The sequence below is a fragment of the Nakamurella endophytica genome (assembly GCF_014646215.1).
In the GTDB taxonomy this organism is placed as follows: domain Bacteria; phylum Actinomycetota; class Actinomycetes; order Mycobacteriales; family Nakamurellaceae; genus Nakamurella; species Nakamurella endophytica.
Genome location: NZ_BMNA01000003.1, coordinates 358,098 through 378,641 on the forward strand (window position 1 = coordinate 358,098; position 20,544 = coordinate 378,641).

The following is a 20,544-nucleotide window of genomic DNA, read 5'->3' on the forward strand; positions in this document are numbered from 1 at the left end:
CGGGCAGCCCGGCGAGTCGAATCAGTGGTGTCAGGCCGAGCACCCGCCCGGACCGCATTCCACAAGGAGAACCGAGATGTCCCCCCTCGATCTGGTCGCCATCGTCGCCCTCGTCGGCTACGCCGTCTACAAGCAGACGCAGGTCAGCGAGGTGACGGAGCGGGGCCGCTTCAAGCTGGCGCTGATCTACGGCATCGTCGGTCTGGCGGTCGGCGGCTTCAACCTGCCGAGCGGGGTGGGCGGGTGGTCGATGCTGGCCGGGAGCCTGGCGCTGTCGGTGGTCATCGGCCTGATGCGGGGTCACTGGACGCGGATGTGGCGCGCGGCGGACGGCCGGATCTTCAAGCAGGGCACCAAGCTGACGGTCGGACTGTTCATCGGCATGGTGGTCGTCAAGTTCGGGCTGGGGACGGTGTCCCACTTCACCGGCATCGACGACGGCGAAGGCTTCGGCGAGGTCATGGTGATGATGGCGCTGATGATCGCGGTGCAGGCGCAGCTGATGTGGCTCCGGGCACAGCGGATGGGCGCCGTGCCGGCCGCCCGGCAGCAGCAGTACGCCGTCACCCGGTGACGGCACGGTCCCAGGGTGCAGTGCCAGGACGCCGGTCCTCTTCGGAGGGCCGGCGTCCTCGCGCGTGGCGCCCGGGCTCGGGACTCGACATGGGGATTTGAGCCGGTCCTCGCCGATGCGGTAGGTTGGTAGCTCGCGGCGCTCGTGGAGGACCGAGGTCTTCGTGGGCGCCGTGAGTCGTGCGGGCCTGTAGCTCAGGCGGTTAGAGCGCTTCCCTGATAAGGAAGAGGTCGGAGGTTCAAGTCCTCCCAGGCCCACGGTCAGTGCCCAGCAGGGTGCTCGACGCAGGGTTCGCCCGACACAGCCGCCGGGCGACGGGTATCGACCGGAGGCCGTCCATGAAGAAGCTCCTCCTGCTCCTCGCCGCCGGCGGCGGCGCCTTCGCGCTGGTCAAGCGGCGCCGGCAGCAGGCCGCCGCGGAAGCCGCCCTCTGGGACGAGGCCACCCGCCCGGCGCCGACCTCCTGACCGTGTGCCCGACCAGCCACCGCGCTGGTCACCCGGGGACGTAGCTCAATTGGCAGAGCACCGCCTTTGCAAGGCGGGGGTTGAGAGTTCGATTCTCTTCGTCTCCACCACATCCTGACGAACGTCGCCACGCGCAGTATCCACCACCGTCGCTACTCGCGAGGATCCGCTTGGAGCAAACGAATCGGCTACATTCGCGGGTTCGGGACGGCGATAGACCTGCACCACAGACGCGTCGGACGTTCACGTGGCGAGCCGTCGAACCGATCGCGTCATCTGATTCGACGCGCACGCCGTCGTAGCCTGACCTGCCTCGGTCGGTGCACTCAACCCGACTGTGCGTGTCGAGGTCCGACCTACTCGTACCAACGCAATGTTACTGTTGCACGTCGGATTCCCGCGATCAGGAGCCGCAGTGGCAGTCGAAGGATCCTCTGAGCCGAGCGAGTGGATAACTGCCGACGTTCAGCTACCACGGCTCTTGTTGAACGCCCATGCCGAGGGTCGGGTGGTCTTTTTCGTTGGTGCTGGTGCGTCGGTGGCGCCGCCGTCCTCCTTGCCCCTTTTCAGGGAACTCGCAACCGCGCTCGGCGACGAAGCCGGCGTACCCTACGTCGAGCCGGAAGCCTTCGACCACTTCCTGGGCCGGCTGACGCACCTAACGCCGCCCTACGACGTTCACCGGCGCACGCATGCGCTCCTCACCCCACCGGGGTCCGAGCCGAATGCGACACACGCCGCGATCGTCGAGTTGGCTGCTGCGCACGGTCGGCCACGAATCGTTACAACAAATTTTGACAATCACCTCGAAGGCGCAGCCCGAGCTCTGCGGACAGCGTTTGCCGACAAGTGGATTGGGCCAGCGCTACCACCGGGTGACTCATTCGAGGGGCTTGTGTACTTGCACGGGTCAATTAGTCGTGGGTACCGTCAACTAGTACTGACCGACCGTGACCTTGGTCATGCCTATCTAGCCGACGCATGGGCTACTCGGTTCCTGCTCAAACTTTTCCAAGACAACGTCGTTGTCTTCCTAGGGTATGGCCTGACAGATCCAACTCTGCGCTACCTCACGCTCGGCCTACCGTCCGGGGCGTCGCTCTACGCGTTCGTGCACAGTGCCTTGGCGGATGATTCGGAGTGGATACGCCTCGGCGTGCGCGCAGTTTCCTTCGGTACTGATTACGATAACCTTCGTGATGCTCTCGTAGCTTGGAACACCCGTGCTCGGATGGGACGGGATGACCACCGAAGCAGAGTAGGCGAAATTGTCGCGGCTGGAACGACGCTTACACCCGTCGATCGGGACTACCTCAGCGCGCGTCTCGACAGCCACGCGGGTGTGCTCGACTTTGTCGACGCTACGACGGCATTGTCAGCGCGATTAAAACTTGAGTGGCTCCGCTGGTTGGAGAATCTGCCGGGTTTTAAGAGCCTTTTTATGGCAGCCCCTGTACCCGAATCGGTCATTCCACTGACAGGCTGGTTCGCTCGCAACTTCATAGCCTCCTCCGCGCTGAACGGTGCCGCTCTACAGACGGTTCAACGGGTTGGCCAGAGCATGACTACTGTCCTGTTCGAAGCCGCTCTACGCGCTACGGAGGACTTAGCAGCCGAAGACTCCGCGGCGGCGGATCGCTGGCGAGTCGTCTTGCTGACATCGCTGGCTGGACAGTCGGCACCCCTCGAAGGCCAGTTAATCCTTCCCAACAATCGTAATGGGTTCACTTACGGCCCCGGCGTGTTGCGGACAATCCTTCAACCACAGCTGAGACTTGAGCGCAGGTGGTATGGGGATGAAGCGGTGCAATCCGCGGCGGTGCCAAACGTAAAAGTAACCTGGCGGTTCGACGAAAGCGTCTTGACTCGCCAACTGACGTTGGCAGTGGAAGGATGCGAACCCGGCGATCTCAGTATGGGCGTGCTACTTGAGCAAGCGCTACTGGGTGCATACGACTTGCTGCGCGCCTTCCATGGCGAGCGCATGTGGGATGCGCTTTCGCATGGTCGGTCAGCAATCGAGCCACATGCCCAAGACCAGTTCCGCGAGCCCGTTGATGCTGTCATTGATGGGTTGCGTCGTTATGGAGAACGCGCACTTCCGACAAACTCGAACCTACCGAGCAGATGGTGGGAGTTCAACCACGCCCTCTTTCGCCGACTCGCCCTGTATCTAACCGCAATCGACCCGTCCCGAAGTTGCGATGAAAAGCTCGACTGGCTATTGCAGCGAAGCGACCTATATCCGCTCGCGACAAAACATGAGCTTTACGGGCTCTTGCGCATCGCTATTGCTGAAGCGTCGCCCTCGATCAAACAACGGGTACTGGCTGCGACGGAAGTCCGTCCAAGCCGATACGGCCCGACTGCTGAGGATGATCGACATTGGTCGTACGCCCGGTACAACCTGCTGGGGTGGCTCACGGGGACAGATCCGAATTGGCGAGCTGCCGCAGAAGCGCTTGGCGCGATTCAAGCACAGCACGGAACCTTTGTTGCGAGGGAACATCCGGACTTCGATTCTTGGGTTTCGAGTGGCTCATGGGGCGGCCGACTTCCAATGACGACTGAGGAGTTTGCGCACGCCCTTTCAGTTGATGCCAGGCGGGCGGTCGACCGGTTACTTGAGCGCGACTACTCGGAGCGGAATTTTGACGAGCCAACCTGGCGGGACACGCTTGATCTCGTGCGCCAGACCTGTGCCGCAGATGCAACTAGCGGCCTGACCATGTGGGACGCGTTACTAACCCGTGGACAAGCTGACGAGCGAGGACTGGAGATGCGGCGTGCGGCTGTCCATGGCTGGGGTGATGCGAAGCTCGGCGATCTAACGTTGGAGGTGAGCAAATGCGTCGCCAGCCTCGCTGCCGACACCGACTCTGCTCACGACGTTGGTTGGTTCCTGCTCCGTCAAGTCCGCGCTCACATCAATAGCGACGAGACGCCGTTCATTCGCGATATGCGGCAGATTGCATTGGCTGTTTGGCAAGCCCACGCCAGTGGTTTCACCCACGAAAGCGATTTCGATCCGATGTCGTCTGCGCCGCTGTACCTGAACTCCTGGCCAGGGTTCGTTGCTCAGTATTGGTTGTTCGAGATGGATAGGCGATGGCGTTGCAATCGAGACAATTGGGAAGGACTCAGTGACACCGAGCGGGGCGCACTGAACGGCCTGTTAGCTGGTCCGCCGGCCGCTCTCAGTGCTACGGTCCCAGCACTTGCCTCAGAGCTGTTCTTTCTGTTCGCCGCCGACGAATCGTTCTGTACAGCGAAAGTCTTACCGCTCTTCAAGCATGACGCAACGGCGCGACTTGCGTGGCATGCATATCTCGAACGGCCGCGATACAACGACAGGCTTTTGGCGGCGGGTCTGACGGATGCAACCGTTGCGCAATGGGGGCGCATCGCCGGGCTGGTCGACGGCCACGTTCAACGAAGGTTTCTTGATCTGGTTGCTTCCATTGTGTCGTTCGCAGGTATCGCGGCTGAAGCTCGCGCGGATCTGCTCCGTGCAAGCGTGGTAACTGATGGCGGGGCGTACGCTGCCAATTTCGCAGACACCATGGTGAGCTTTGTTCGAATGGAGGGTGTTGACGGCGCTCAATTATGGGATACGTGGCTGGGTGAACACCTGCGAGCGCGCTTGTCCGGTGTCCCCCGTACTGCTGCGAATGAGGAGTTGGCACGATGGGCGGATACAGTGCCAGCGCTGGGGCACAGGATCCCTGTTGCTGCGTCCCTTTTCGTTGATTACCCGCTTGGTCTCGCTGAAGGATATGTAGACCCAGAGTTTCCGGATGGATCCCTTGCGGCGTACGCGGACGAGTTGGTTACCCTGTACACACGCCGCGTGTCCTACACGCGACCGTTGACGTATAGGCTCGCCGAGCGGGTTAGAATAATCGTCGAGGCGGTTCGAATGGCAGTTGGGCCTGCGGGCGCAGAGCCGTTGGTCAGCGCCGCCCGCGAGCGCGGTTTCCCAGAGTGAAGCGCGGAAGGAGGTATGCGCCGCAGTGCAGCAGCGATTTCTTCTCCTTGGCCTGACTGGATGACTGCGCATGTGAGAACCTGTCTGTCATTGAAAGGCGTGGTCTTCCTGCCCGGCGTTGACTACGCGCCAGGGGTGCCGCTCGGCGGGACGGTTGGGGAGTTCTCGCGCCTGAACCTCGGCCTCAGCCGGACCGCCCGCGCCCCGCCCTGCCAGGCCAACCGCAGGTCTGCGGGGTCCGGGGCGCCGGACGCGTCGACGGAAATCTTGTTGAACTTGGCGAACTGGCCGTTGTCGCGCGCCATGGTGGCGTACGCCGCCGTCACGCCCGCCTCGTCCGTGAACACGGTGACGTCGGCGGTCACGCGCTTGCCCTTGAGCAGCAGGGTGATCGGCCGGCCGGTACGGAGGTTGCGTCCCCAGGCGAACGGTGTCCCGACCAGCAGGTCGTCGCCGTCCCGGGTGTACGCGACCGGCACCGAATAGCGCCGCCCAGACTTCACACCCACCACGTCGAGGACGACGAGCCGGGATCCGATGGCGCGCGACAGCAGTGGCACGTGCAGCAGGCCGGTGACGAGCCGGTTGGCCGCCTTCTGGAAACGCAGTGTCGTGGCGCGGGGCTGCGTCATACCGACTCCTATCGATACGGAACCGTCTCGGTAGACCTTCGATACGCTAGCGTCTCGATTCCGCGAAGGGAAGCCCGTGACGCTGTCTCCTGACGCCGAACCGGTCGACGGGTCCCCGGACCTCGATGCGGTCGAGCAGCAGTCGGCAGGGCCCTCGCGGCTCGGCCGCGGAGAGCAGGCTCGCCGGCGGATCCGGCGCGCCGCCCTCGAGGTGCTCGCCGACGACGGGATGCCGGGCTTCACGATGGAGGCGGTGGCTCGCCGGGCCGGCGCGGGTAAGGCCACGCTCTACCGTCACTGGCCGTCGGCGTCCGCGCTGCTGGTCGAGGCGATGGACGCGGAATTCCGGCCGCTGGACCAGGTCGACACCGGCGACCTGCGGGTCGACCTCGTCACGCAGCTGACGGCATTCACGCGCATGCTGACCGCCGCGGCGTTCCCCAGGCTCATGGCCGCGTTCGTCGACGCGGCCGAGCGGGACCCGGCTCTCGCCGCGATGCACACCGAGCTGACCGACCGCCGACGTGACGTCCTGCTCCGTACCGTCGCCGGCGGCGTCGCACGGGGCGATCTGCCGGCCGACGTCGACTCCGAGTTGGTGGTGGATCTGCTGGTCGGCCCCTTCTTCTATCGACGGTTCGTCGCGCACCGGCCGATCACCGCGGATCTGCCCGAGGCTGTCGTCGACCAGGTGCTGGCCGGCCTGCGGAGGTCCCCGACCGGCGGAGCGGCCGGCGAGAACAGCGGGTCCCGGTGAGCTACCGGCCACGGAGGGAGTCCCGCCGGCCCGGGCGATCCGGTCGGTGTCGACGGAGCGGTGCCCGGCGTATCCGTCAGCTCGCGAGGACGATCTTCCGGTCGGTGTAGTCGAAGGTGACCGTCTTGTACGTGGACAGCACATCGGATCCGATGAGACCGACGAGATGACCGTTGCTCTTCTTCGCGTTCTCGGTACCCACGGACACGCCGGTCACCGTGGGCAGGTCGACGGTCCCGGCCGTCAGCTGGTCGACGGTCACCTCCTGGGACGACGAGGTGCAGGACACGGACGACAGCTTGACCTGCTTGCCGACCTTCTGCAGACCGACCCGGTCGGCGAACGTGGAGTCGACGGTGGTCCGGCTGGCCCCGGTGTCGACCAGCATGTGCGTCGCCGTGCCGTGCAGCCGGACGCTCGCCACGATCTCGGTCGACCCGTTGCCACCGGCGAGCAGGATCGGGACCGTCTGCTTGCCGGCGTCGACCGGGCCGCCCAGTCGGAGCGATCCGCCGGCGTAGTCGAGCCGCACGGAGCCGAAAGCCCGGAAGACGTCGGCGCCCAGCAGGCCGCCGACCGTCAGACCGTGGAACTTCTTCCCGGCGAACGCGATCGACGTGGACGGTGCCGTGGCCGGCGGCATCGCCTCGCCACCGATCGACCAGTCCTGCAGGTGCACCGGCTGGGACACCGTCGGGCAGGCGGCTCCCGAGCCGGTGATCTTGGCTCCGGCGGTCTGCAGACCCGCCTCCTCGACGACCTTGGAGTCGAGGATGGTGACGGACGCGCCGGTGTCGACGATGAAGGCGTACGGCTTCCCCGCGACGGAGACCACCGCCAATGCCATCACCGCGCCGTCCTTGGAGCGGACGACGGTCATCGGCACGGTCACCGGGTGCAGCACCGCCGGCCCGCTCGAGGTGGACCCGCTCACGGCGGCGCCGCTCCCGGATCCGCCCGACTGCGGCGAGGACCCTGGCGTGGCAGCGTCGCTCGACCGCGTCGTCGCACTCGGCACGGTGGACAGGCCGATGGAGGAGACGGTCGTCGCCGGCGCCGAACTGTCGATCGAGCCGCCGGTCGGCATCGAGGACGACGTCTCCGTCGAGCATCCGGTCATCGCCAACGCCACCAGTAGGACCGCAGCCCACGTCTTCCGCACCACAGCGCCGCCCCCTGAGTGATGGTTACCGCCGGCAAGCATCCGCGATGCGGTGGTCGTGATCAATGGCTGTACCCCCACGGACACCAAAGATGTCCGATTCCGCCCGGTCGAGTGGCGGCGCCCGTCGAACGACTGCTCGGCGACGGATCCGCCCGCCGCTGGTGCAGCGCGGACCACGCCTTCGTGCAGGAAGCGGTGGAGCTGCGCCGTGTGCACGCTGACGCCCGATGGCTTCCGCGCATGAGGCGGACCCCGGCGGCACGGCTGCGGCTCTCTGGTTGTCACTCTACGGCGCGACGGTGGCCGTGCTCCTGGTGGTGTGGTGGATCCTCGGCCGCGCACCGGACGACAGCACCGGTCCCTTCCTGTCCCTCGTCGCGGTGGCGCTCGAGCTGCTCACCGCACCGGTCGGGTTCCTGGCGATCTGGATCCTCGGCTTCCGATACGGTTTCGCAGGCATGGCGGTGGGTTTCGCTGCGGGCGCTGTGATCAACATGGCCGTCGCGGCGCTGATCACGTACGTCGTCGCGCTGCGCCCGGCCGCCCGTCGATGCGCCGGGCCGTGGGAGGCACCGCCGTGGGGGCCCGGTGCTGGCCGGTGGTGAGTGGCCGACGGGTCGGCGCCGTCGTCGCGGTCGGCGCGGCGCTGCTGGTCGCCGGAGTCGGTCTGGGGTCGGCCACCGTGACGGACCGGACCACGTCGATGTGGCTGGACTGCGGTCCGGCGCTGTTCCAGTTCCTGGCGGAGCCGCCCTCGCAAGATTGCGCGCCGGGGCGCTACCAGCCGTGGCGGACGCTGGCCTTCGTCGCGCTGGTCCTCGGATCCGTCCTCACGGTCGCGGGTCTGCTGTGGTGGCGGCACCTGCACCGCGGCGCCGAAGCAGACCGCTGAGAGGCCGTGGTGCCGCGGCGGCGACGCGCGCGGCAACTCTCCGGTCGACAGGTGATGCCTAGCGACCCGGGGTGACCTCCGGTGGCAGCTGGTCGCCGGCCCAGGTCCCGAAGTCCACCCGGGCCGGGTACCGGCCGCCGACCAGGGTCGTCATGGCGTAGTCCCCGGCGATGCTCGTGGCCCCACGCACACTGGCGCGGTCGCCGAAAGCGCTGGTGCGGATCGGGATCTCCACGCCGTACTCGGCCAGCACCCGCTCCACCGCCGGTGCCATCTGCTCGTTCTGGCCGACGCCGCCGCCCAGGACGATGAGCGCCGGGTCGGTCACCGCCACCACGGCCAGTGCCGCGTTGGCGATGTCCCGCGCGTGCGCCTGGACCACCGCGACGGCCCCGCGGTGTCCGGATGCGGCGAGCTCGAACAGCGCCGGCACGGTCGGCGGCGGCGCACCGTCGGTCCACGTCTCGTGGGCGCGCTGCAGCAGACTGCCGGACCCGACGTAGTGCTCGAAGGCGTCCGGCCGGTAGGTGCTGCCCGGCGCGAAAGGGAACGGTAGGCGGGCGATCTCGCCCGCCGCGCCGCGGTCGCCCCGGATGAGCCGGCCGTTGAGCACCAGCCCCATCCCGATCCGCAGGCCCACCTGGAGGTAGACGAAGTTCGTCTGTCCCACCGCGGCGCCCGATTGCAATTCCGCCAGCGCGGCACAGTTGACGTTGTTCTCGGGCAGCACCGGCACGTCGGAACGCAGGCGGAACTCGGCCACCAGGTCGTCGAGCCCGGCATCGGGCAACCACGGGTCGGCCAGCGTGGCTGGTGTCGGGGTCGGCACGATCCGGGGGACCGCGATGCCGACGGCGCGGAGCGGTCCGTGCCCCGCGAAGTCGGTCGTGCACTGCCGCACCGCGGCCGCCGCGCGCCGGCGCAGGGCCGGGGCGCTGCGGTCCGCGGAGCTCAGCGAGCGCAGCTCGCTGCCGTCCAGACCCTGCGCCTGCAACTCGAAGTGGCTCGCGCCCAGGTCGAGACCGAGCGTCCAGCCGGCTCCGGGACCGAGGGCGTACACCGACGCGGCGCGACCGAGGCTGCCCTGGACCGAGCCGGTGTTCGAGACGAGCCCGGCTCCCTCCAGCTCGGCGATCGCCGCGGACACGGTGGGCTTCGACAGCGCGAGCTCGCGGCCGAGCTCGGGTCGGGTCACCTGTCGGCCGGGAGTGATGGCCGCGAGAACGGCGCGGGCGGAGTCGCTCAGCCCGACCGATCGGCTTGACGGTGCCATGCGGTGCTCTCTTCCAGTGACGGGCGGTGGATCCCGTGCGGCGCTGCCGGTCCGCACGGTCGGACGGTAGCCGCCGACGGCGCGGAACAAGGGTATTGACGCCTCGGGATTAATAAGACAAGCTCCCTTACGAACACGGAGGAGAGTGACCATGGGTCCGCAGTTGACATTCGCCGAGGGCACCGCGCAGCAGTCGCAGGGGCTCCGGCAGGCCGTCGCCGAGGTGCAGGGTTGGCTCGACGAGGGACGCGCGGAGACGCTGCGGCAGGGCAGCCTGCTGCTCGTCGGCATCGGCGCGAGCGACGCCGCCACCGCGACGCCGGCGCACGTGCTGCGGGCTGGCGGTGTCGTGACCTACCGCAGCAACGCCGGTGACATCCCCAGCGGCACGCCGCGGTTGGCGGACCACTACCTGGGGGTGTCGCAGGGTGGCCGGAGCCGGGAGACGATCCAGGTGCTCTCGGCGGTGCCCGCCGAGAACCGCTATGCCGTCGTCAACAACACCGATTCCCCGCTCGCCGGGATGAGCGGCACGGTCCTCGGCGTCGGCAACGTCACCGACTCCAGGATGTCCTCGGTGGCCTTCAGCGCCACCGTGGTGGCGCTCGGGATGCTGGCCGACCACGTCCTCACCGGCAGCACCGACCGAGGCTGGGTCGACCTGGGGGAGGCCTGCGACACCGCGGTGGCCTCGGCCGACGACGTGCTGCACGAGTTCGCCGGGCACATCGCCAAGGCCGGCATGGTGGACGTGGTCGGGCGGGCGCCGTCACTGACGGCGGCCCAGCAGGGCGCGCTGCTCTTCCGCGAGGGCCCGTTCCTGCCCTCGACGTTCATGGACACCCGGTCCTACCTGCACGGCCCGATGGACTGCGCGGGCCCGACCTCCCACGTGCTGTTCGGTCGCGAGCGGGAGGGACTGCTGGCCGGCCAGCTGGACGAGCAGCACGCGCCCGTCCTGCTCGTGACGGATCGGCCGGTGCAGTCGCCGGCCACGACGATCACCATCCCGGAGCTGCCGGCGTGCCAGCGCGCCGTGGTGGAGGTCGCGCTGCTGCAGCGGCTGGTCATCCATGTCGGCGCGGTGCTGGGCCGGGACCTCGACGCGTCGGTGTTCCGCCGGCTGGACACCAAGATCGACAGCACCGACGAGCTCACCGGATCGGATTGGTGACCGGCCTGCTGGTCGGTATCGACGTCGGCGGCACCAAGACCCATCTGCGTGCCCAGTCGACGACCGGCCGGATCACCGCGGACCTCGTCACCCCCACCACCGGGTGGCACGCCGCGACCTGGTCGACCAGGGCCGACCTGCTCGTCGACTGGGTCGGCTCGGCCGTCGGCGGCGCCGCGGTGGCGGCCGTGGCGGTCGGCGCGCGGGGCTGTGACACCGAGGAGCAGGCGCGAGACCTGGGCGACGCCTTCGCACCTCGGGTGTCGGTCCCGGTGGTCGTCGTCAACGACGCCCAGCTGCTCGGCCCGGCTCTCGACCGGGACGGCTCGATCTGCCTGATCGCCGGCACGGGTTCGATCGCCGTCGGCCAGGGTCCGGACGGTCGGCCGCTCTTCGCCGGCGGCCACGGGTGGTTGGTCGGCGACGACGGTGGCGGGACCGGGCTGGTCCGCGAGGCCGTGCGGGGGCTGCTGCAGTCGCAGGACCACGGGGATCGCGACGAGATCCTCTTCCGCTACCTCTGCGCCGCAGCCGGTGTCGACGACTCGCAGGATCTCGCCACGGCGCTCGCCAGCCGTCCGCTGGCGGAGTGGTCGGGATGGGCCGCGGCGCTGTTCCGGGCGGCCGGAGACGGTTCCCCCGTCGCCGGCCGCACCGTCGCCGCCGGCGCCCGGTCCCTCGCCGAGCTGGTGCGGGCCCTGGTCCGGCGAGGAGCGGAGAGCCGATCCGTCGTGATGGGCGGGGGAGTGGTCACCGCCCAGCCGTCGTACGCCGCCCTGGTGGCGGACCGCATCCGTGGGACGGTCGGCGCGGTCGAGGTCCTCGTCCTCGAGGAGCCGCCCGTGGCCGGCGCAGTCCGCCTCGCCGGTCAGCTGGCCGGCACCACCGCACCGGTCGCCGCAGGTCCGGCGCCGTCCGCGGACAGCCCCACCGCACCGCTGCGTCAACCGTCCGTCCCGTCCTCCCCGAAAGGCACGTCCTGACATGACGATCCCCACCCGGCGCACGGCCCTGCTCGGAGCGCTCGGCGCCGCCTCGGTGCTGGCCCTCACCGCCTGCGGCAGCGACACCGGCTCCACCGCGGCGTCGTCGTCGACCCCGTCCTCGTCGACGTCCGCGTCCGCGTCCGCGTCTCTGTCCGGGGCCGCGGGCTCCGCTGCCGCGTCCGGTGTCGGCTCCTCGGCCGCCGGATCCGGTGCTGCCGGCCCGGTGCCGAACCCGGTGACCGGCTTCGACGCGCCCGCGGTCGACCCGAAGATCGCCGCGATGGTGCCGCAGGAGCTCCGCTCCAAGCCGGCGCTGATCGCCGGTGTGGACGCGACCATGGCACCCAAGGAGTTCATGGACGCGGACGGCAAGACCATCGTCGGGCTGGACGTCGACATGGTGAAGGCCATGGGCGACGTGCTGGGCGTCAAGATCGAGTTCGTCAACGCCGCCTTCGACACCCTGATCCCGGGGGTGCAGAACGGGCGCATGGACCTGGTCAACTCCTCGGCGGCGCCGACGCTGGAGCGCGAGAAGGTCGTCGACATGGTCTCCACCGACCTGTCGGGCGAGCAGCTGCTGATCCAGGCCGCGCAGTCCGACGCGATCAAGGGCATGGACGACCTGTGCGGACGCAGTGCCGGGGCGGCTCGCGGCTCGCTGCCGGTGACCGACCTGCAGGACCAGTCCGCCAAGTGCACCGGAGCGGGCAAGAAGCCGGTCGACGTGCAGATCTTCCCGGACAGCAACACCCTGACGCTGGCGCTGACCAGCGGCCGCATCGAGGCGGTGCTGTCCGACCAGCCGACGTCGGCCTACAACGCCGCCAAGTCCAACGGCAAGCTCGCGGCCGTCGGACCGATCTACCGCGCCGGCCTGGAGGCCGTCTTCACCAAGAAGGGCAACGGGCTGGCGCCCGCGCTGGCCGCGGCGATGAACAAGCTGCGCGAGACCGGCACGTACAAGCAGATGTTGGCCAAGTGGGACCTGACCGCCAGCTATCTGGACACGTCCGTGGTCAACCCGGCGACCAACAAGCAGAAGTACTGACCGACCCGCCGAACGGCACGGCGGCGACCGACGACGTCCCCTGAGGAGGGAACGTGGCACTGACGCTGGACACCAGCAGTCCTCGGCCGACGGGGCCGACGCGTCGCCGGAGGCGACCGTGGGTCTGGGTGGGCAACGTGGTCGTCGCCGTGCTGGCGGTGATGCTGCTGCACGCACTGCTGGCCAATCCCAACTTCCAGTGGGACGTGGTCGGGCACTACTTCTTCTCCGGCTCCATCCTGCAGGGGCTGGTGAAGACCCTGCTGCTGACCGCCCTGTCGATGGTGATCGGCGTCGTGCTGGGGACCGTCCTGGCGGTCATGCGCCGGGCGGACACCCCGATCGTGTCGGGGTTCGCGGCCCTGTACATCTGGTTCTTCCGCGGCACACCGCTGCTCGTGCAGCTGATCTTCTGGTACAACCTGTCGTCGCTGTACACGTCGCTGAGCCTCGGTGTCCCGTTCGGCCCGAGCCTGTGGTCGGCGTCGACGAACTCGCTCATCTCGCCCTTCACCGCCGCCCTGTTGGGGCTCGGTCTGAACCAGGCCGCCTACACCGCGGAGATCGTGCGAGCGGGGATGCTGTCGGTGCCGCCCGGGCAGCTGGACGCCGCCGCCTCCCTCGGCATGCCGGGCGGCATGACGATGCGGCGGGTCATCCTGCCGCAGGCCATGCGAGTGATCATCCCGCCGATCGGCAACGAGACGATCGGCATGCTCAAGACCACGTCGCTGGTCAGCGTCCTGGCCATGCCCGAGTTGCTCTACAGCGCCCAGCTGATCTACGCCCGGACGTACGAGACCATGCCGCTGCTGATCGTGGCGAGCATCTGGTACCTGCTGGTGACGTCCGTGCTGACGCTGGTGCAGGGAGAGATCGAGCGCCGGTTCGCGAGGGGTACCGGCGACACCCGCGGCGGCGGCATCGGCGGCCTCGTCCGGCGGTTCACCCGCGTGCACGCGGAACGGCCGGCGGCCGCCGTCGCCATGGAGGAGGCAGGAGCTCGATGACCGGGTCGACCACCGTGACGCCGATGGTGCACGCCGACAACGTCTGGAAGTCGTTCGGGCACCTGGACGTCCTCAAGGGCATCAGCCTGGACGTGCTGCCCGGCGAGGTCGTCTGCCTGCTCGGCTCCTCCGGGTCCGGGAAGACCACGTTCCTGCGGTGCATCAACCACCTGGAACGCATCTCGGGCGGCGAGATCCTCGTCGACGGCCAGCGGATCGGCTACCGCGAACAGAAGGGCACGCTGGTCGAGCTGCCGGAGCGGGAGACGGCCCGTCGCCGCGCGGAGACCGCCATGGTGTTCCAGCAGTTCAACCTGTTCCCGCACCGCACCGTGCTGGAGAACCTCGTCGAGGCACCGATCCTGGTGAAGAGGGAGCCCCGCGCCGAGGCCACCCAGCGGGCGCTGGGCATGCTCGCCCGGGTGGGGCTGTCCGACAAGGCCGGCGCCTACCCCAACCAGCTGTCCGGCGGGCAGCAGCAGCGGGTGGCGATCGCCCGGGCGCTGACCATGCGGCCGAAGCTGATGCTGTTCGACGAGCCGACCAGCGCCCTCGACCCGGAGCTGGTCGGCGAGGTGCTCGAGGTCATGCGGGATCTGGCGCGCGGCGGCATGACCATGGTGGTGGTCACCCACGAGATGTCCTTCGCCAGGGACGTCGCGGACCGGGTCGTGGTGATGGACGACGGCGTCATCGTCGAGTCCGGTCCGCCCGAGCAGGTCTTCCACCACCCCGAGCACGCCCGGACGCGGGCCTTCCTGGCCAAGGTCGGCTGAGGGCCGCGTCGGGTCCGGCCGGGGTCGCGGGCACGGAGCCCGCCACGCCAAAAGGCCGCTGTGCCGGTCCGCGCGGTCGACCCTGCGCCGGTCTACGGTCCCTCCGTGCAGGACGCCACGGACCCGCCCGTCACCCCCGACGGCCGGTACATCGTGGTGCGGGGCCGGCTCTGGCGGCGATCGGACCCCCGGCTGACGCCCGAGGAGCGGCAGGACGCCGTCGACCGGCTCATGACGGCCCGCCGCGCGGTCGGCACGGCGCGGCGCCGCGGTGATACCGCGGCCCTGACCGCGGCCCGCGCCGACGTGGACGCGGCGAAGCGGGCGCTCGGCGAGCGCGGGCCGGTGTGGTGGGACGACGGCGCACCGGACCTGACCCGGCACATGGCCCATACGACCCGGTACGCGGCCTGGTGGGCGGGCCTGGACGGGTGAGCCGCGGCAGCACGGGCAGCCGGGCCACATCCGGCCCGCTCGCTGCTTGACCTCCAGCGCTTGAGGTTACCCAGACTGGACCGCATGCGTGCAGCGAGCAGTGCCGGACGGGGCCAGGACGGCGCCCTGACCATCCAGCAGGTCGCCCGCCGGACCGGGCTGAGCGTCCCGACGCTGCGGTACTACGAGCAGATCGGCCTCGTCCCGCCGGTGCCGCGCGACCCGAGCAGTGGGCACCGACGCTACCCCGGATCCGCCGTGGAGCGGATCGAGTCGCTGGCGCACCTGCGGGCCGCCGGACTGTCGATCGACGCCATGCGCACCCTGATGTCCACCGGCGGGCACGACGCGGACGGGATCACCGCCAAGCTCGGCCAGCTGGTCGCCCACCGCGACCGGGTCGCCGTCGAGATCGCCGCGCTGACCACCCGTCTGCGGTACCTGGACAACCGGATCGACTACTGGCGCGCCGAACTCGCCGGTGACGCGGCCACGGCCGCCAAGCTCGCGCACGCCGCGGACGTGCTCGTCCGCGAGCTCACCTGACCGACCTCGTACTGCGCGCGGGCGACCGTCCCGCCGGCATGCCCGCGCGCGCCCGACCGGAGGAATCCGCCTTGCCGCCCACCACCCGTCCACGGGCCGTCTTCGCGCTGGTCGCGACGGCCCAGTTCATGGTCGTCCTGGACACCGCGATCATCAACGTCGCACTGCCCTCGATGGAGCACTACCTCGCCGTCGGCGACGACACGGCCCAGTGGCTCGTCACCGCCTACGTCCTGGCCTTCGGAAGCTGCCTGCTGCTGGGCGGCCGTGCGGGCGACCTGTTCGGTCGCCGCCGCGTCCTTCTGGCCGGGACGGCCGCGTTCACCCTGCTGTCGCTGGCCATCGGCGTCGGAACCACCCTGCCCGAGCTGGTGATCCTGCGAGCGTTGCAGGGCTTGTCGGCCGCGATGATGGCACCGACCGCGCTCTCGGTGCTGCTGGCGGTGTTCCCCGCGGCGCCGGGACGCGGCCGGGCGCTCGGGTTCTGGTCGATGATCGCCACGGGCGGGGCCGCGGTGGGTCTGCTCCTGGGCGGCGTGCTGACGCATGTCGCCGGCTGGCGGTGGACCTTCTGGATCAACGTCCCGGTCGGCCTGGTCCTCCTCCCGCTGCTCGCCCGTGTCCTGCCCAGGGACCGGCCCACCGGCGACCGGGCCCGGCTGGACCTGCCGGGGGCGGTCACGGTCACGCTCGCGCTGCTCGCGGCGGTGCTGGGGTTCAGCCGGGCACCGGTCGACGGGTGGTCCAGTGCGCGTGTCGTCGTCAGCTTCGTGGTCGCGGCCGGTGCGCTGGCGTCCTTCGTGCTCGTCGAGCGGCGGGTCGCCCGGCCGTTGGTCGACCTCTCCGTCTTCCGGTACCGCAAGGCCGTCGCCGCCGATGTGGTGATGGCTGCGGTCTACGCCGGCAATCTCGGGTTCTTCTTCGTGCTGACGCTGTGGATGCAGGACGTGCAGCGCTGGCCGGCGCTGCAGACAGGACTGGCGTTCCTGCCTTTTCCGGTCGTCCTCGGCGCGGTGTCGTCGCGGATGGGCGGGCTGCTGCACCGCTACGGGTACCGGCGGTTCCTGGTCCTGGGTCCGTGCGTGGTGGCTGCCGGCATGCTGTGGCTGTGCTTCCTGCCGGCCGCGGGAACGTATGCGGTGTCGGTGCTTCCGGGACTGCTCGTGATGGCTGTCGGGTACGGGCTGACGTTCGCGCCGGTCTACAGCTGCGCGACCGGGAGGCTGCCGCCCCGCTTGCTGGGGACCGCCTCGGGGCTCGTCACCACCGCGCAGCAGATCGGTGGAGCCGTCGGTCTGGCGGTGCTGTCGGGCGTGGCGGCGTCCGTGGCACGGGCACGCGGCGGCCGCGGCTCCGCGCAGGCCCTCACCGCCGGCTACGACACCGCCATGGCCGTGGCGGCCGGATTCACCCTGCTCGCGGTGCTCGTCGCGGTGGCGGTCGTCAGGACGCCGTCCGGTGAGCGTGGCGCCACCCGGGCGGAGCGGGACGGGGCCGGTGCGCTACCGGTCCGCCGCGGGACGGAGACCGTCGAGCAGCAGGGCCAGCATCCGCGGTGACCGGTCCTCGGGACCGGCGTCGGCACGCCACAGTGCACCGGTGAACTGCAGGAAGTCGCCAGGATCCGCATCCGTGCGGACGGCGCCGGCCGCCTTGCCGGCGTCCAGCAGTGCGGTGATCGCCGCGAGGACGGGGCCGTGCGTCCGCTCCGAGATCGCCTGATGGGCGCCGGCACTCAGCGCGTCGCCGAGCCCGTGCTTCCGGCGCATGGCCGCCACCAGCTCGGTGGTCCACCGGCGCAGCGCGTCGACGGCGGGCATCGTCGCCAGCAGTTCCGGAACCAGCTCGACGATCCGTGCCACCTCGTCCTGGTAGACGCCCAGCAGCAACGCTTCTCGGGTTGGGAAGTTGCGGTACAGGGTTCCGGCGCCGACCCCGGCGCGCTGCGCCACCTGGTTCATCGACGTGTGGCCGTCCTCGGTGAGCGCCGCCCGGGCTGCCGCGAGGATCCGCTCCCGGTTGTCCCGAGCGTCCGACCGGACCATCGACCACTTCCTTGCTATGTGGAGAAGTCTCCACTACGGTCACGGAGAACTCTCCACATATCCTAGAGGAGGACCGCTGTGCGGTACGTCAAACTCGGTACCACCGGCCTGGACGTGTCCCCTGTCGCGATCGGGGCGATGACCTACGGCGAGCCGGACCGCGGGCACCCGGTGTGGTCCAAGGGCGAGGACGAGGCCCGGCCGCTCCTGCGTCACGCCGTCGAGGCCGGGATCAACTTCTTCGACACCGCGAACATGTACTCGAACGGCTCCAGCGAGGAGATCCTCGGCCGGGCGCTGAAGGACTTCGCCGACCGCGACGCCGTCGTGATCGCGACGAAGCTGCGTCACCCGATGCGGCCAGGGCCCAACGGACGTGGGCTGTCGCGCAAGGCGGTGCTGACCGAGGTGGACCATTCGCTGCGGCGGCTGGGCACCGACTACATCGACCTGTACCAGATCCACCGCAACGACCACGCGACGCCGTGGGAGGAGACCCTCGAGGCGTTGGACGTTCTCGTCAGGGCGGGCAAGGTCCGCTACCTGGGCGCGTCGTCCATGCACGCCTGGGAGTTCGCCACCGCGCTGCACCTGCAGGAGCAGCACGGATGGGCGCGGTTCGTGTCGATGCAGGACCACTACAACCTGCTCGCCCGCGAGGAGGAGCGCGAGATGATCCCGCTGTGCCTGGATCGGGGCGTCGGCGCGATCATCTGGTCGCCACTGGCCCGCGGTCGGCTGGCCCGCCCGTGGCACGACGCGCGCAGCACCACCCGCTCCGAGACCGACGGCGCCTACGCCGATCTGCTGTACTCGCCGGCGGAGGAGCAGTCCAACCGCGCGATCATCGACGCGGTCGGCCGGGTCGCCGACGCGCACGGCGTCAGCCGCGCACAGGTGGCCCTGGCCTGGCTGCTGCGGCAGCCGGTCGTCACCGCGCCGCTGGTCGGGGCCGGGTCCGTCCAGCAGATCGACGACGCCGTGGCAGCTGTCGACCTCGTCCTGACCGACGACGAGGTCCGCGCCCTGGAGGCGCCGTACACGCCGAGATACGACTGGCAGGGCATCTCGGACGAGGCCGAACTGGAGGCCATCCGGCGGCGGGTCCCGGGCATGGCGCTGGCCTGACCGCTGCCGCGACTCCGAGCCGCCCTCCTCAGCCGCCCATCCTGCGTCGCTGCTCGACGCCCTGCCACCCCACCCGGCTCCAGGCGGACGACAGCCCGGTTCCGGCCAGCACGATCAGCGGCAGCAGGCGATCGACGCCGGACACCCACGACGCCACGCCGACCGTCGCGGCCACGATGCTCAGGACGGTCCGGATCCACACCGCCCGCGGCACCGATCCTCTCGGCGGCGACGTCCGCTCGTGGCGCGTCACCGCGACGACGGCGACGACGGCCGCGGACACCGGTGCGGACACCAGCAGCCAGACGAGCGCGTCCGGGCGGATCGTGCCGGCGCCACCGAGGTCAGGGCCAGCCGTCCGGGTTCGAGCCGGTCTCGTAGCAGACCGGCGTCTCGTGTGTCCATGGCCGACCGGTCGGGGCGCCGTACGCGTCCGGGGCAACGGTCAGCAGCCACTCACGTCGAAGGCCGCCCAGACGCCGGCCATTCGCGTCGGGTCGTCCCGGACCCCGCTGCCACGTCGGACGTCCGGCCGCCACGACGGCGCACCGGGCGTAGCGGAACAGGTCGTCGGACATGGTCATCGGCTCCGGGCCGGCGGTGGGGTCGACGATGAGCTGGTCGGCGCCCGTGGAGGTGTCGATCGCGTACAGCGCCGCGGCCAGATGATCGGCGAATCCTGTGACGGCGTCCTCGCCGCGCGCCCGCAGCTGGTCGGCGAGGCCCTCCGCGGCGATGCGGTCGATGCTTCCGCCCAGAGCTGCGATCAGCGTCCAGAAATCGCCCTCGGTCACCAGGACAGCCTGGCACCGCCAGGGCGGCTCGGGTCCGTGGTCGCTGAGGGCGACACCCGATCGGGAAGGACCGGCACACCGCAGGGATCGCGCGTCACGGGTTGCCGTGGACGCCGGCGAGCCAGCCCAGGGCCACCGCGACGGCCACGACGGTGACGACCTCGGCGACGATGACGATCCGCAGCGATGCCGGCTCGGAGGCCGGCGGCCGGGAGCGTCGTCGCCACTGGGTCCACCATGGCCAGATCAGGACGGCGACGTAGGCGCCCCAACCCGTCAGGAGCTCGAAGAGGAACAGATTGGTGATGTGCCGGCCGTGCAGGTGCGGCACGCGGTGGTGCGCGAAGTAGGCGGCCACCAGGACGGCGAGCGTCGCGATCCAGGCGAGGACGAACGGCGGCTGCAGCAGCAGCGGCGGTCCGCCGTGCCGCCCCTCGTCGGCCGGCCGGTTGCGGTCGGAGCCGGGGCGGGGCACCTGCTCACCGTAGGACGCCCGGCACCGGGGCGCGCCGGGCTCTGCGGCGGACCGGTGGTCGCGCGGTCGGGCTCACGCCCGCGGCTCCGCGGGACCCCCGGCGCTGCCGGTCCTGTCGGGCTCCGCCCGCAGCGGCGCCAGCCGCATCCACAGCAGCATGCCCAGACCCACCACCAGCAGGCCGATTCCGGTCCACAGGTTGAGCCGGATGCCGGCACCCTTGGCGATGTCCTCGCTGGAGTCCCAGAAGCTCATGACGAGCAGGACGACCCCGTAGACGGTCAGCAGACCGCCGACGATGAGCCGGATGTCGAACAAGCGGGTGATGCGGCTGCTCTGGGCGCCGGTGTCGGTGCCGGCACCGTTGTCGGTCATG

Annotated in this window: 24 protein-coding genes and 2 tRNA genes; 18 read left to right on the forward strand and 8 right to left on the reverse strand. The window is 69.8% G+C overall.

Annotated features, from left to right (window positions below; genetic code table 11):
* Positions 1-76: 76 nt before the first annotated feature.
* The 5 genes from IEY37_RS08800 to IEY37_RS08815 all read left to right on the forward strand — a co-directional run bounded on the left by IEY37_RS08800 (position 77) and on the right by IEY37_RS08815 (position 5,029).
* Positions 77-574 carry a DUF1453 domain-containing protein gene (locus tag IEY37_RS08800; protein WP_188941160.1) on the forward strand — a complete coding sequence of 166 codons (498 nt, stop codon included), beginning with the start codon at positions 77-79 and terminating at the stop codon, positions 572-574.
* A gap of 183 nt (positions 575-757) precedes the next feature.
* Positions 758-831: transfer RNA gene (locus tag IEY37_RS08805), tRNA-Ile, on the forward strand.
* A gap of 81 nt (positions 832-912) precedes the next feature.
* Positions 913-1,041 (forward strand): DLW-39 family protein, encoded by a 129-nt coding sequence (locus tag IEY37_RS22025; RefSeq protein ID WP_229674206.1) that lies wholly within the window; start codon positions 913-915, stop codon positions 1,039-1,041.
* 34 nt (positions 1,042-1,075) lie between these two features.
* Positions 1,076-1,151: transfer RNA gene (locus IEY37_RS08810), tRNA-Ala, on the forward strand.
* 305 nt (positions 1,152-1,456) lie between these two features.
* Positions 1,457-5,029 carry an SIR2 family protein gene (locus IEY37_RS08815; RefSeq protein WP_188941161.1) on the forward strand — a complete coding sequence of 1,191 codons (3,573 nt, stop codon included), beginning with the start codon at positions 1,457-1,459 and terminating at the stop codon, positions 5,027-5,029.
* Between the two features lie 122 nt (positions 5,030-5,151).
* On the opposite strand, the gene IEY37_RS08820 is transcribed toward IEY37_RS08815, so the two are convergent.
* The gene (locus IEY37_RS08820; protein WP_188941162.1) at positions 5,152-5,661 is read right to left on the reverse strand and encodes a hypothetical protein; all 510 of its coding nucleotides are present in this window, start codon (positions 5,659-5,661) and stop codon (positions 5,152-5,154) included.
* Between the two features lie 76 nt (positions 5,662-5,737).
* On the opposite strand from IEY37_RS08820, the gene IEY37_RS08825 reads away from it, so the two are divergent.
* Entirely contained in the window at positions 5,738-6,418 is a 681-nt protein-coding gene (locus IEY37_RS08825) for a TetR/AcrR family transcriptional regulator (RefSeq protein WP_188941163.1), read from the forward strand.
* A gap of 76 nt (positions 6,419-6,494) precedes the next feature.
* On the opposite strand, the gene IEY37_RS08830 is transcribed toward IEY37_RS08825, so the two are convergent.
* A complete protein-coding gene (locus IEY37_RS08830; RefSeq protein WP_188941164.1) occupies positions 6,495-7,352 on the reverse strand; it encodes an aspartyl protease family protein in 858 nt (285 codons plus the stop codon).
* Positions 7,353-7,398: 46 nt separating this feature from the next.
* Here IEY37_RS08830 and IEY37_RS08835 point away from each other — a divergent pair, with 46 nt between their 5' ends.
* The 3 genes from IEY37_RS08835 to IEY37_RS08845 all read left to right on the forward strand — a co-directional run bounded on the left by IEY37_RS08835 (position 7,399) and on the right by IEY37_RS08845 (position 8,475).
* Complete coding sequence (locus IEY37_RS08835; protein WP_188941165.1) at positions 7,399-7,602, forward strand: hypothetical protein; 204 nt, start codon at positions 7,399-7,401, stop codon at positions 7,600-7,602.
* Between the two features lie 208 nt (positions 7,603-7,810).
* Positions 7,811-8,188: a hypothetical protein gene (locus tag IEY37_RS08840; RefSeq protein WP_188941166.1), complete on the forward strand. Its 378-nt coding sequence runs from the start codon at positions 7,811-7,813 to the stop codon at positions 8,186-8,188.
* Positions 8,182-8,475 (forward strand): hypothetical protein, encoded by a 294-nt coding sequence (locus IEY37_RS08845; RefSeq protein ID WP_188941167.1) that lies wholly within the window; start codon positions 8,182-8,184, stop codon positions 8,473-8,475. Before IEY37_RS08840 ends, IEY37_RS08845 begins: the two co-directional genes overlap by 7 nt.
* 58 nt (positions 8,476-8,533) lie before the next feature.
* On the opposite strand, the gene IEY37_RS08850 is transcribed toward IEY37_RS08845, so the two are convergent.
* Positions 8,534-9,748 carry an ROK family transcriptional regulator gene (locus IEY37_RS08850; RefSeq protein ID WP_188941168.1) on the reverse strand — a complete coding sequence of 405 codons (1,215 nt, stop codon included), beginning with the start codon at positions 9,746-9,748 and terminating at the stop codon, positions 8,534-8,536.
* Between the two features lie 151 nt (positions 9,749-9,899).
* Between IEY37_RS08850 and IEY37_RS08855 the strand changes: the two genes are divergently transcribed.
* The 8 genes from IEY37_RS08855 to IEY37_RS08890 all read left to right on the forward strand — a co-directional run bounded on the left by IEY37_RS08855 (position 9,900) and on the right by IEY37_RS08890 (position 17,285).
* A complete protein-coding gene (locus tag IEY37_RS08855) occupies positions 9,900-10,922 on the forward strand; it encodes an SIS domain-containing protein (RefSeq protein WP_188941169.1) in 1,023 nt (340 codons plus the stop codon).
* Entirely contained in the window at positions 10,919-11,905 is a 987-nt protein-coding gene (locus IEY37_RS08860) for an N-acetylglucosamine kinase (protein ID WP_188941170.1), read from the forward strand. Before IEY37_RS08855 ends, IEY37_RS08860 begins: the two co-directional genes overlap by 4 nt.
* A gap of 1 nt (position 11,906) precedes the next feature.
* Positions 11,907-12,959, forward strand: a complete 1,053-nt coding sequence (locus tag IEY37_RS08865; RefSeq protein ID WP_188941171.1) for an ABC transporter substrate-binding protein — start codon at positions 11,907-11,909, stop codon at positions 12,957-12,959.
* A gap of 53 nt (positions 12,960-13,012) precedes the next feature.
* Positions 13,013-13,969 carry an amino acid ABC transporter permease gene (locus tag IEY37_RS08870; protein WP_229674207.1) on the forward strand — a complete coding sequence of 319 codons (957 nt, stop codon included), beginning with the start codon at positions 13,013-13,015 and terminating at the stop codon, positions 13,967-13,969.
* Positions 13,966-14,745 (forward strand): amino acid ABC transporter ATP-binding protein, encoded by a 780-nt coding sequence (locus IEY37_RS08875; RefSeq protein WP_308426370.1) that lies wholly within the window; start codon positions 13,966-13,968, stop codon positions 14,743-14,745. The genes IEY37_RS08870 and IEY37_RS08875 overlap by 4 nt, the downstream gene beginning before the upstream one ends.
* Positions 14,746-14,850: 105 nt before the next feature.
* Positions 14,851-15,180 carry a hypothetical protein gene (locus IEY37_RS08880; RefSeq protein WP_188941172.1) on the forward strand — a complete coding sequence of 110 codons (330 nt, stop codon included), beginning with the start codon at positions 14,851-14,853 and terminating at the stop codon, positions 15,178-15,180.
* An 84-nt stretch (positions 15,181-15,264) separates the two neighbouring features.
* A complete protein-coding gene (locus IEY37_RS08885) occupies positions 15,265-15,726 on the forward strand; it encodes a MerR family transcriptional regulator (protein ID WP_188941173.1) in 462 nt (153 codons plus the stop codon).
* A 71-nt stretch (positions 15,727-15,797) separates the two neighbouring features.
* Positions 15,798-17,285 (forward strand): MFS transporter, encoded by a 1,488-nt coding sequence (locus IEY37_RS08890; protein WP_188941174.1) that lies wholly within the window; start codon positions 15,798-15,800, stop codon positions 17,283-17,285.
* Here the strand turns inward: IEY37_RS08890 and IEY37_RS08895 are convergent.
* Positions 17,229-17,771, reverse strand: a complete 543-nt coding sequence (locus IEY37_RS08895) for a TetR/AcrR family transcriptional regulator (RefSeq protein ID WP_188941175.1) — start codon at positions 17,769-17,771, stop codon at positions 17,229-17,231. The two genes, IEY37_RS08890 and IEY37_RS08895, sit on opposite strands and share 57 nt — an antisense overlap.
* A 78-nt stretch (positions 17,772-17,849) precedes the next feature.
* On the opposite strand from IEY37_RS08895, the gene IEY37_RS08900 reads away from it, so the two are divergent.
* Positions 17,850-18,899, forward strand: a complete 1,050-nt coding sequence (locus IEY37_RS08900) for an aldo/keto reductase (protein WP_188941176.1) — start codon at positions 17,850-17,852, stop codon at positions 18,897-18,899.
* 28 nt (positions 18,900-18,927) lie between these two features.
* Here the strand turns inward: IEY37_RS08900 and IEY37_RS08905 are convergent, their stop codons facing one another.
* The 4 genes from IEY37_RS08905 to IEY37_RS08920 form a co-directional block, all read right to left on the reverse strand.
* Positions 18,928-19,194: a hypothetical protein gene (locus tag IEY37_RS08905; RefSeq protein ID WP_188941177.1), complete on the reverse strand. Its 267-nt coding sequence runs from the start codon at positions 19,192-19,194 to the stop codon at positions 18,928-18,930.
* A gap of 49 nt (positions 19,195-19,243) precedes the next feature.
* Positions 19,244-19,693, reverse strand: coding sequence for a DUF4240 domain-containing protein (locus IEY37_RS08910; protein ID WP_188941178.1), 450 nt, complete (start codon positions 19,691-19,693; stop codon positions 19,244-19,246).
* A 94-nt stretch (positions 19,694-19,787) separates the two neighbouring features.
* The gene (locus IEY37_RS08915; RefSeq protein ID WP_188941179.1) at positions 19,788-20,168 is read right to left on the reverse strand and encodes a hypothetical protein; all 381 of its coding nucleotides are present in this window, start codon (positions 20,166-20,168) and stop codon (positions 19,788-19,790) included.
* A 72-nt stretch (positions 20,169-20,240) separates the two neighbouring features.
* Entirely contained in the window at positions 20,241-20,543 is a 303-nt protein-coding gene (locus IEY37_RS08920) for a hypothetical protein (RefSeq protein ID WP_188941180.1), read from the reverse strand.
* Between the last annotated feature and the right edge of the window lies 1 nt (position 20,544).

Bases quoted from the DNA above. Each gene is read 5' to 3' on its own strand.
- IEY37_RS08800 (WP_188941160.1), top strand. From the start codon at position 77: ATGTCCCCCCTCGATCTGGTCGCCATCGTCGCCCTCGTCGGCTACGCC.
- IEY37_RS22025 (WP_229674206.1), top strand. From the start codon at position 913: ATGAAGAAGCTCCTCCTGCTCCTCGCCGCCGGCGGCGGCGCCTTCGCG.
- IEY37_RS08820 (WP_188941162.1), bottom strand. From the start codon at position 5,661: ATGACGCAGCCCCGCGCCACGACACTGCGTTTCCAGAAGGCGGCCAAC.
- IEY37_RS08840 (WP_188941166.1), top strand. From the start codon at position 7,811: ATGGCTTCCGCGCATGAGGCGGACCCCGGCGGCACGGCTGCGGCTCTC.
- IEY37_RS08850 (WP_188941168.1), bottom strand. From the start codon at position 9,748: ATGGCACCGTCAAGCCGATCGGTCGGGCTGAGCGACTCCGCCCGCGCC.
- IEY37_RS08855 (WP_188941169.1), top strand. From the start codon at position 9,900: ATGGGTCCGCAGTTGACATTCGCCGAGGGCACCGCGCAGCAGTCGCAG.
- IEY37_RS08865 (WP_188941171.1), top strand. From the start codon at position 11,907: ATGACGATCCCCACCCGGCGCACGGCCCTGCTCGGAGCGCTCGGCGCC.
- IEY37_RS08875 (WP_308426370.1), top strand. From the start codon at position 13,966: ATGACCGGGTCGACCACCGTGACGCCGATGGTGCACGCCGACAACGTC.
- IEY37_RS08885 (WP_188941173.1), top strand. From the start codon at position 15,265: ATGCGTGCAGCGAGCAGTGCCGGACGGGGCCAGGACGGCGCCCTGACC.
- IEY37_RS08895 (WP_188941175.1), bottom strand. From the start codon at position 17,771: ATGGTCCGGTCGGACGCTCGGGACAACCGGGAGCGGATCCTCGCGGCA.
- IEY37_RS08920 (WP_188941180.1), bottom strand. From the start codon at position 20,543: ATGACCGACAACGGTGCCGGCACCGACACCGGCGCCCAGAGCAGCCGC.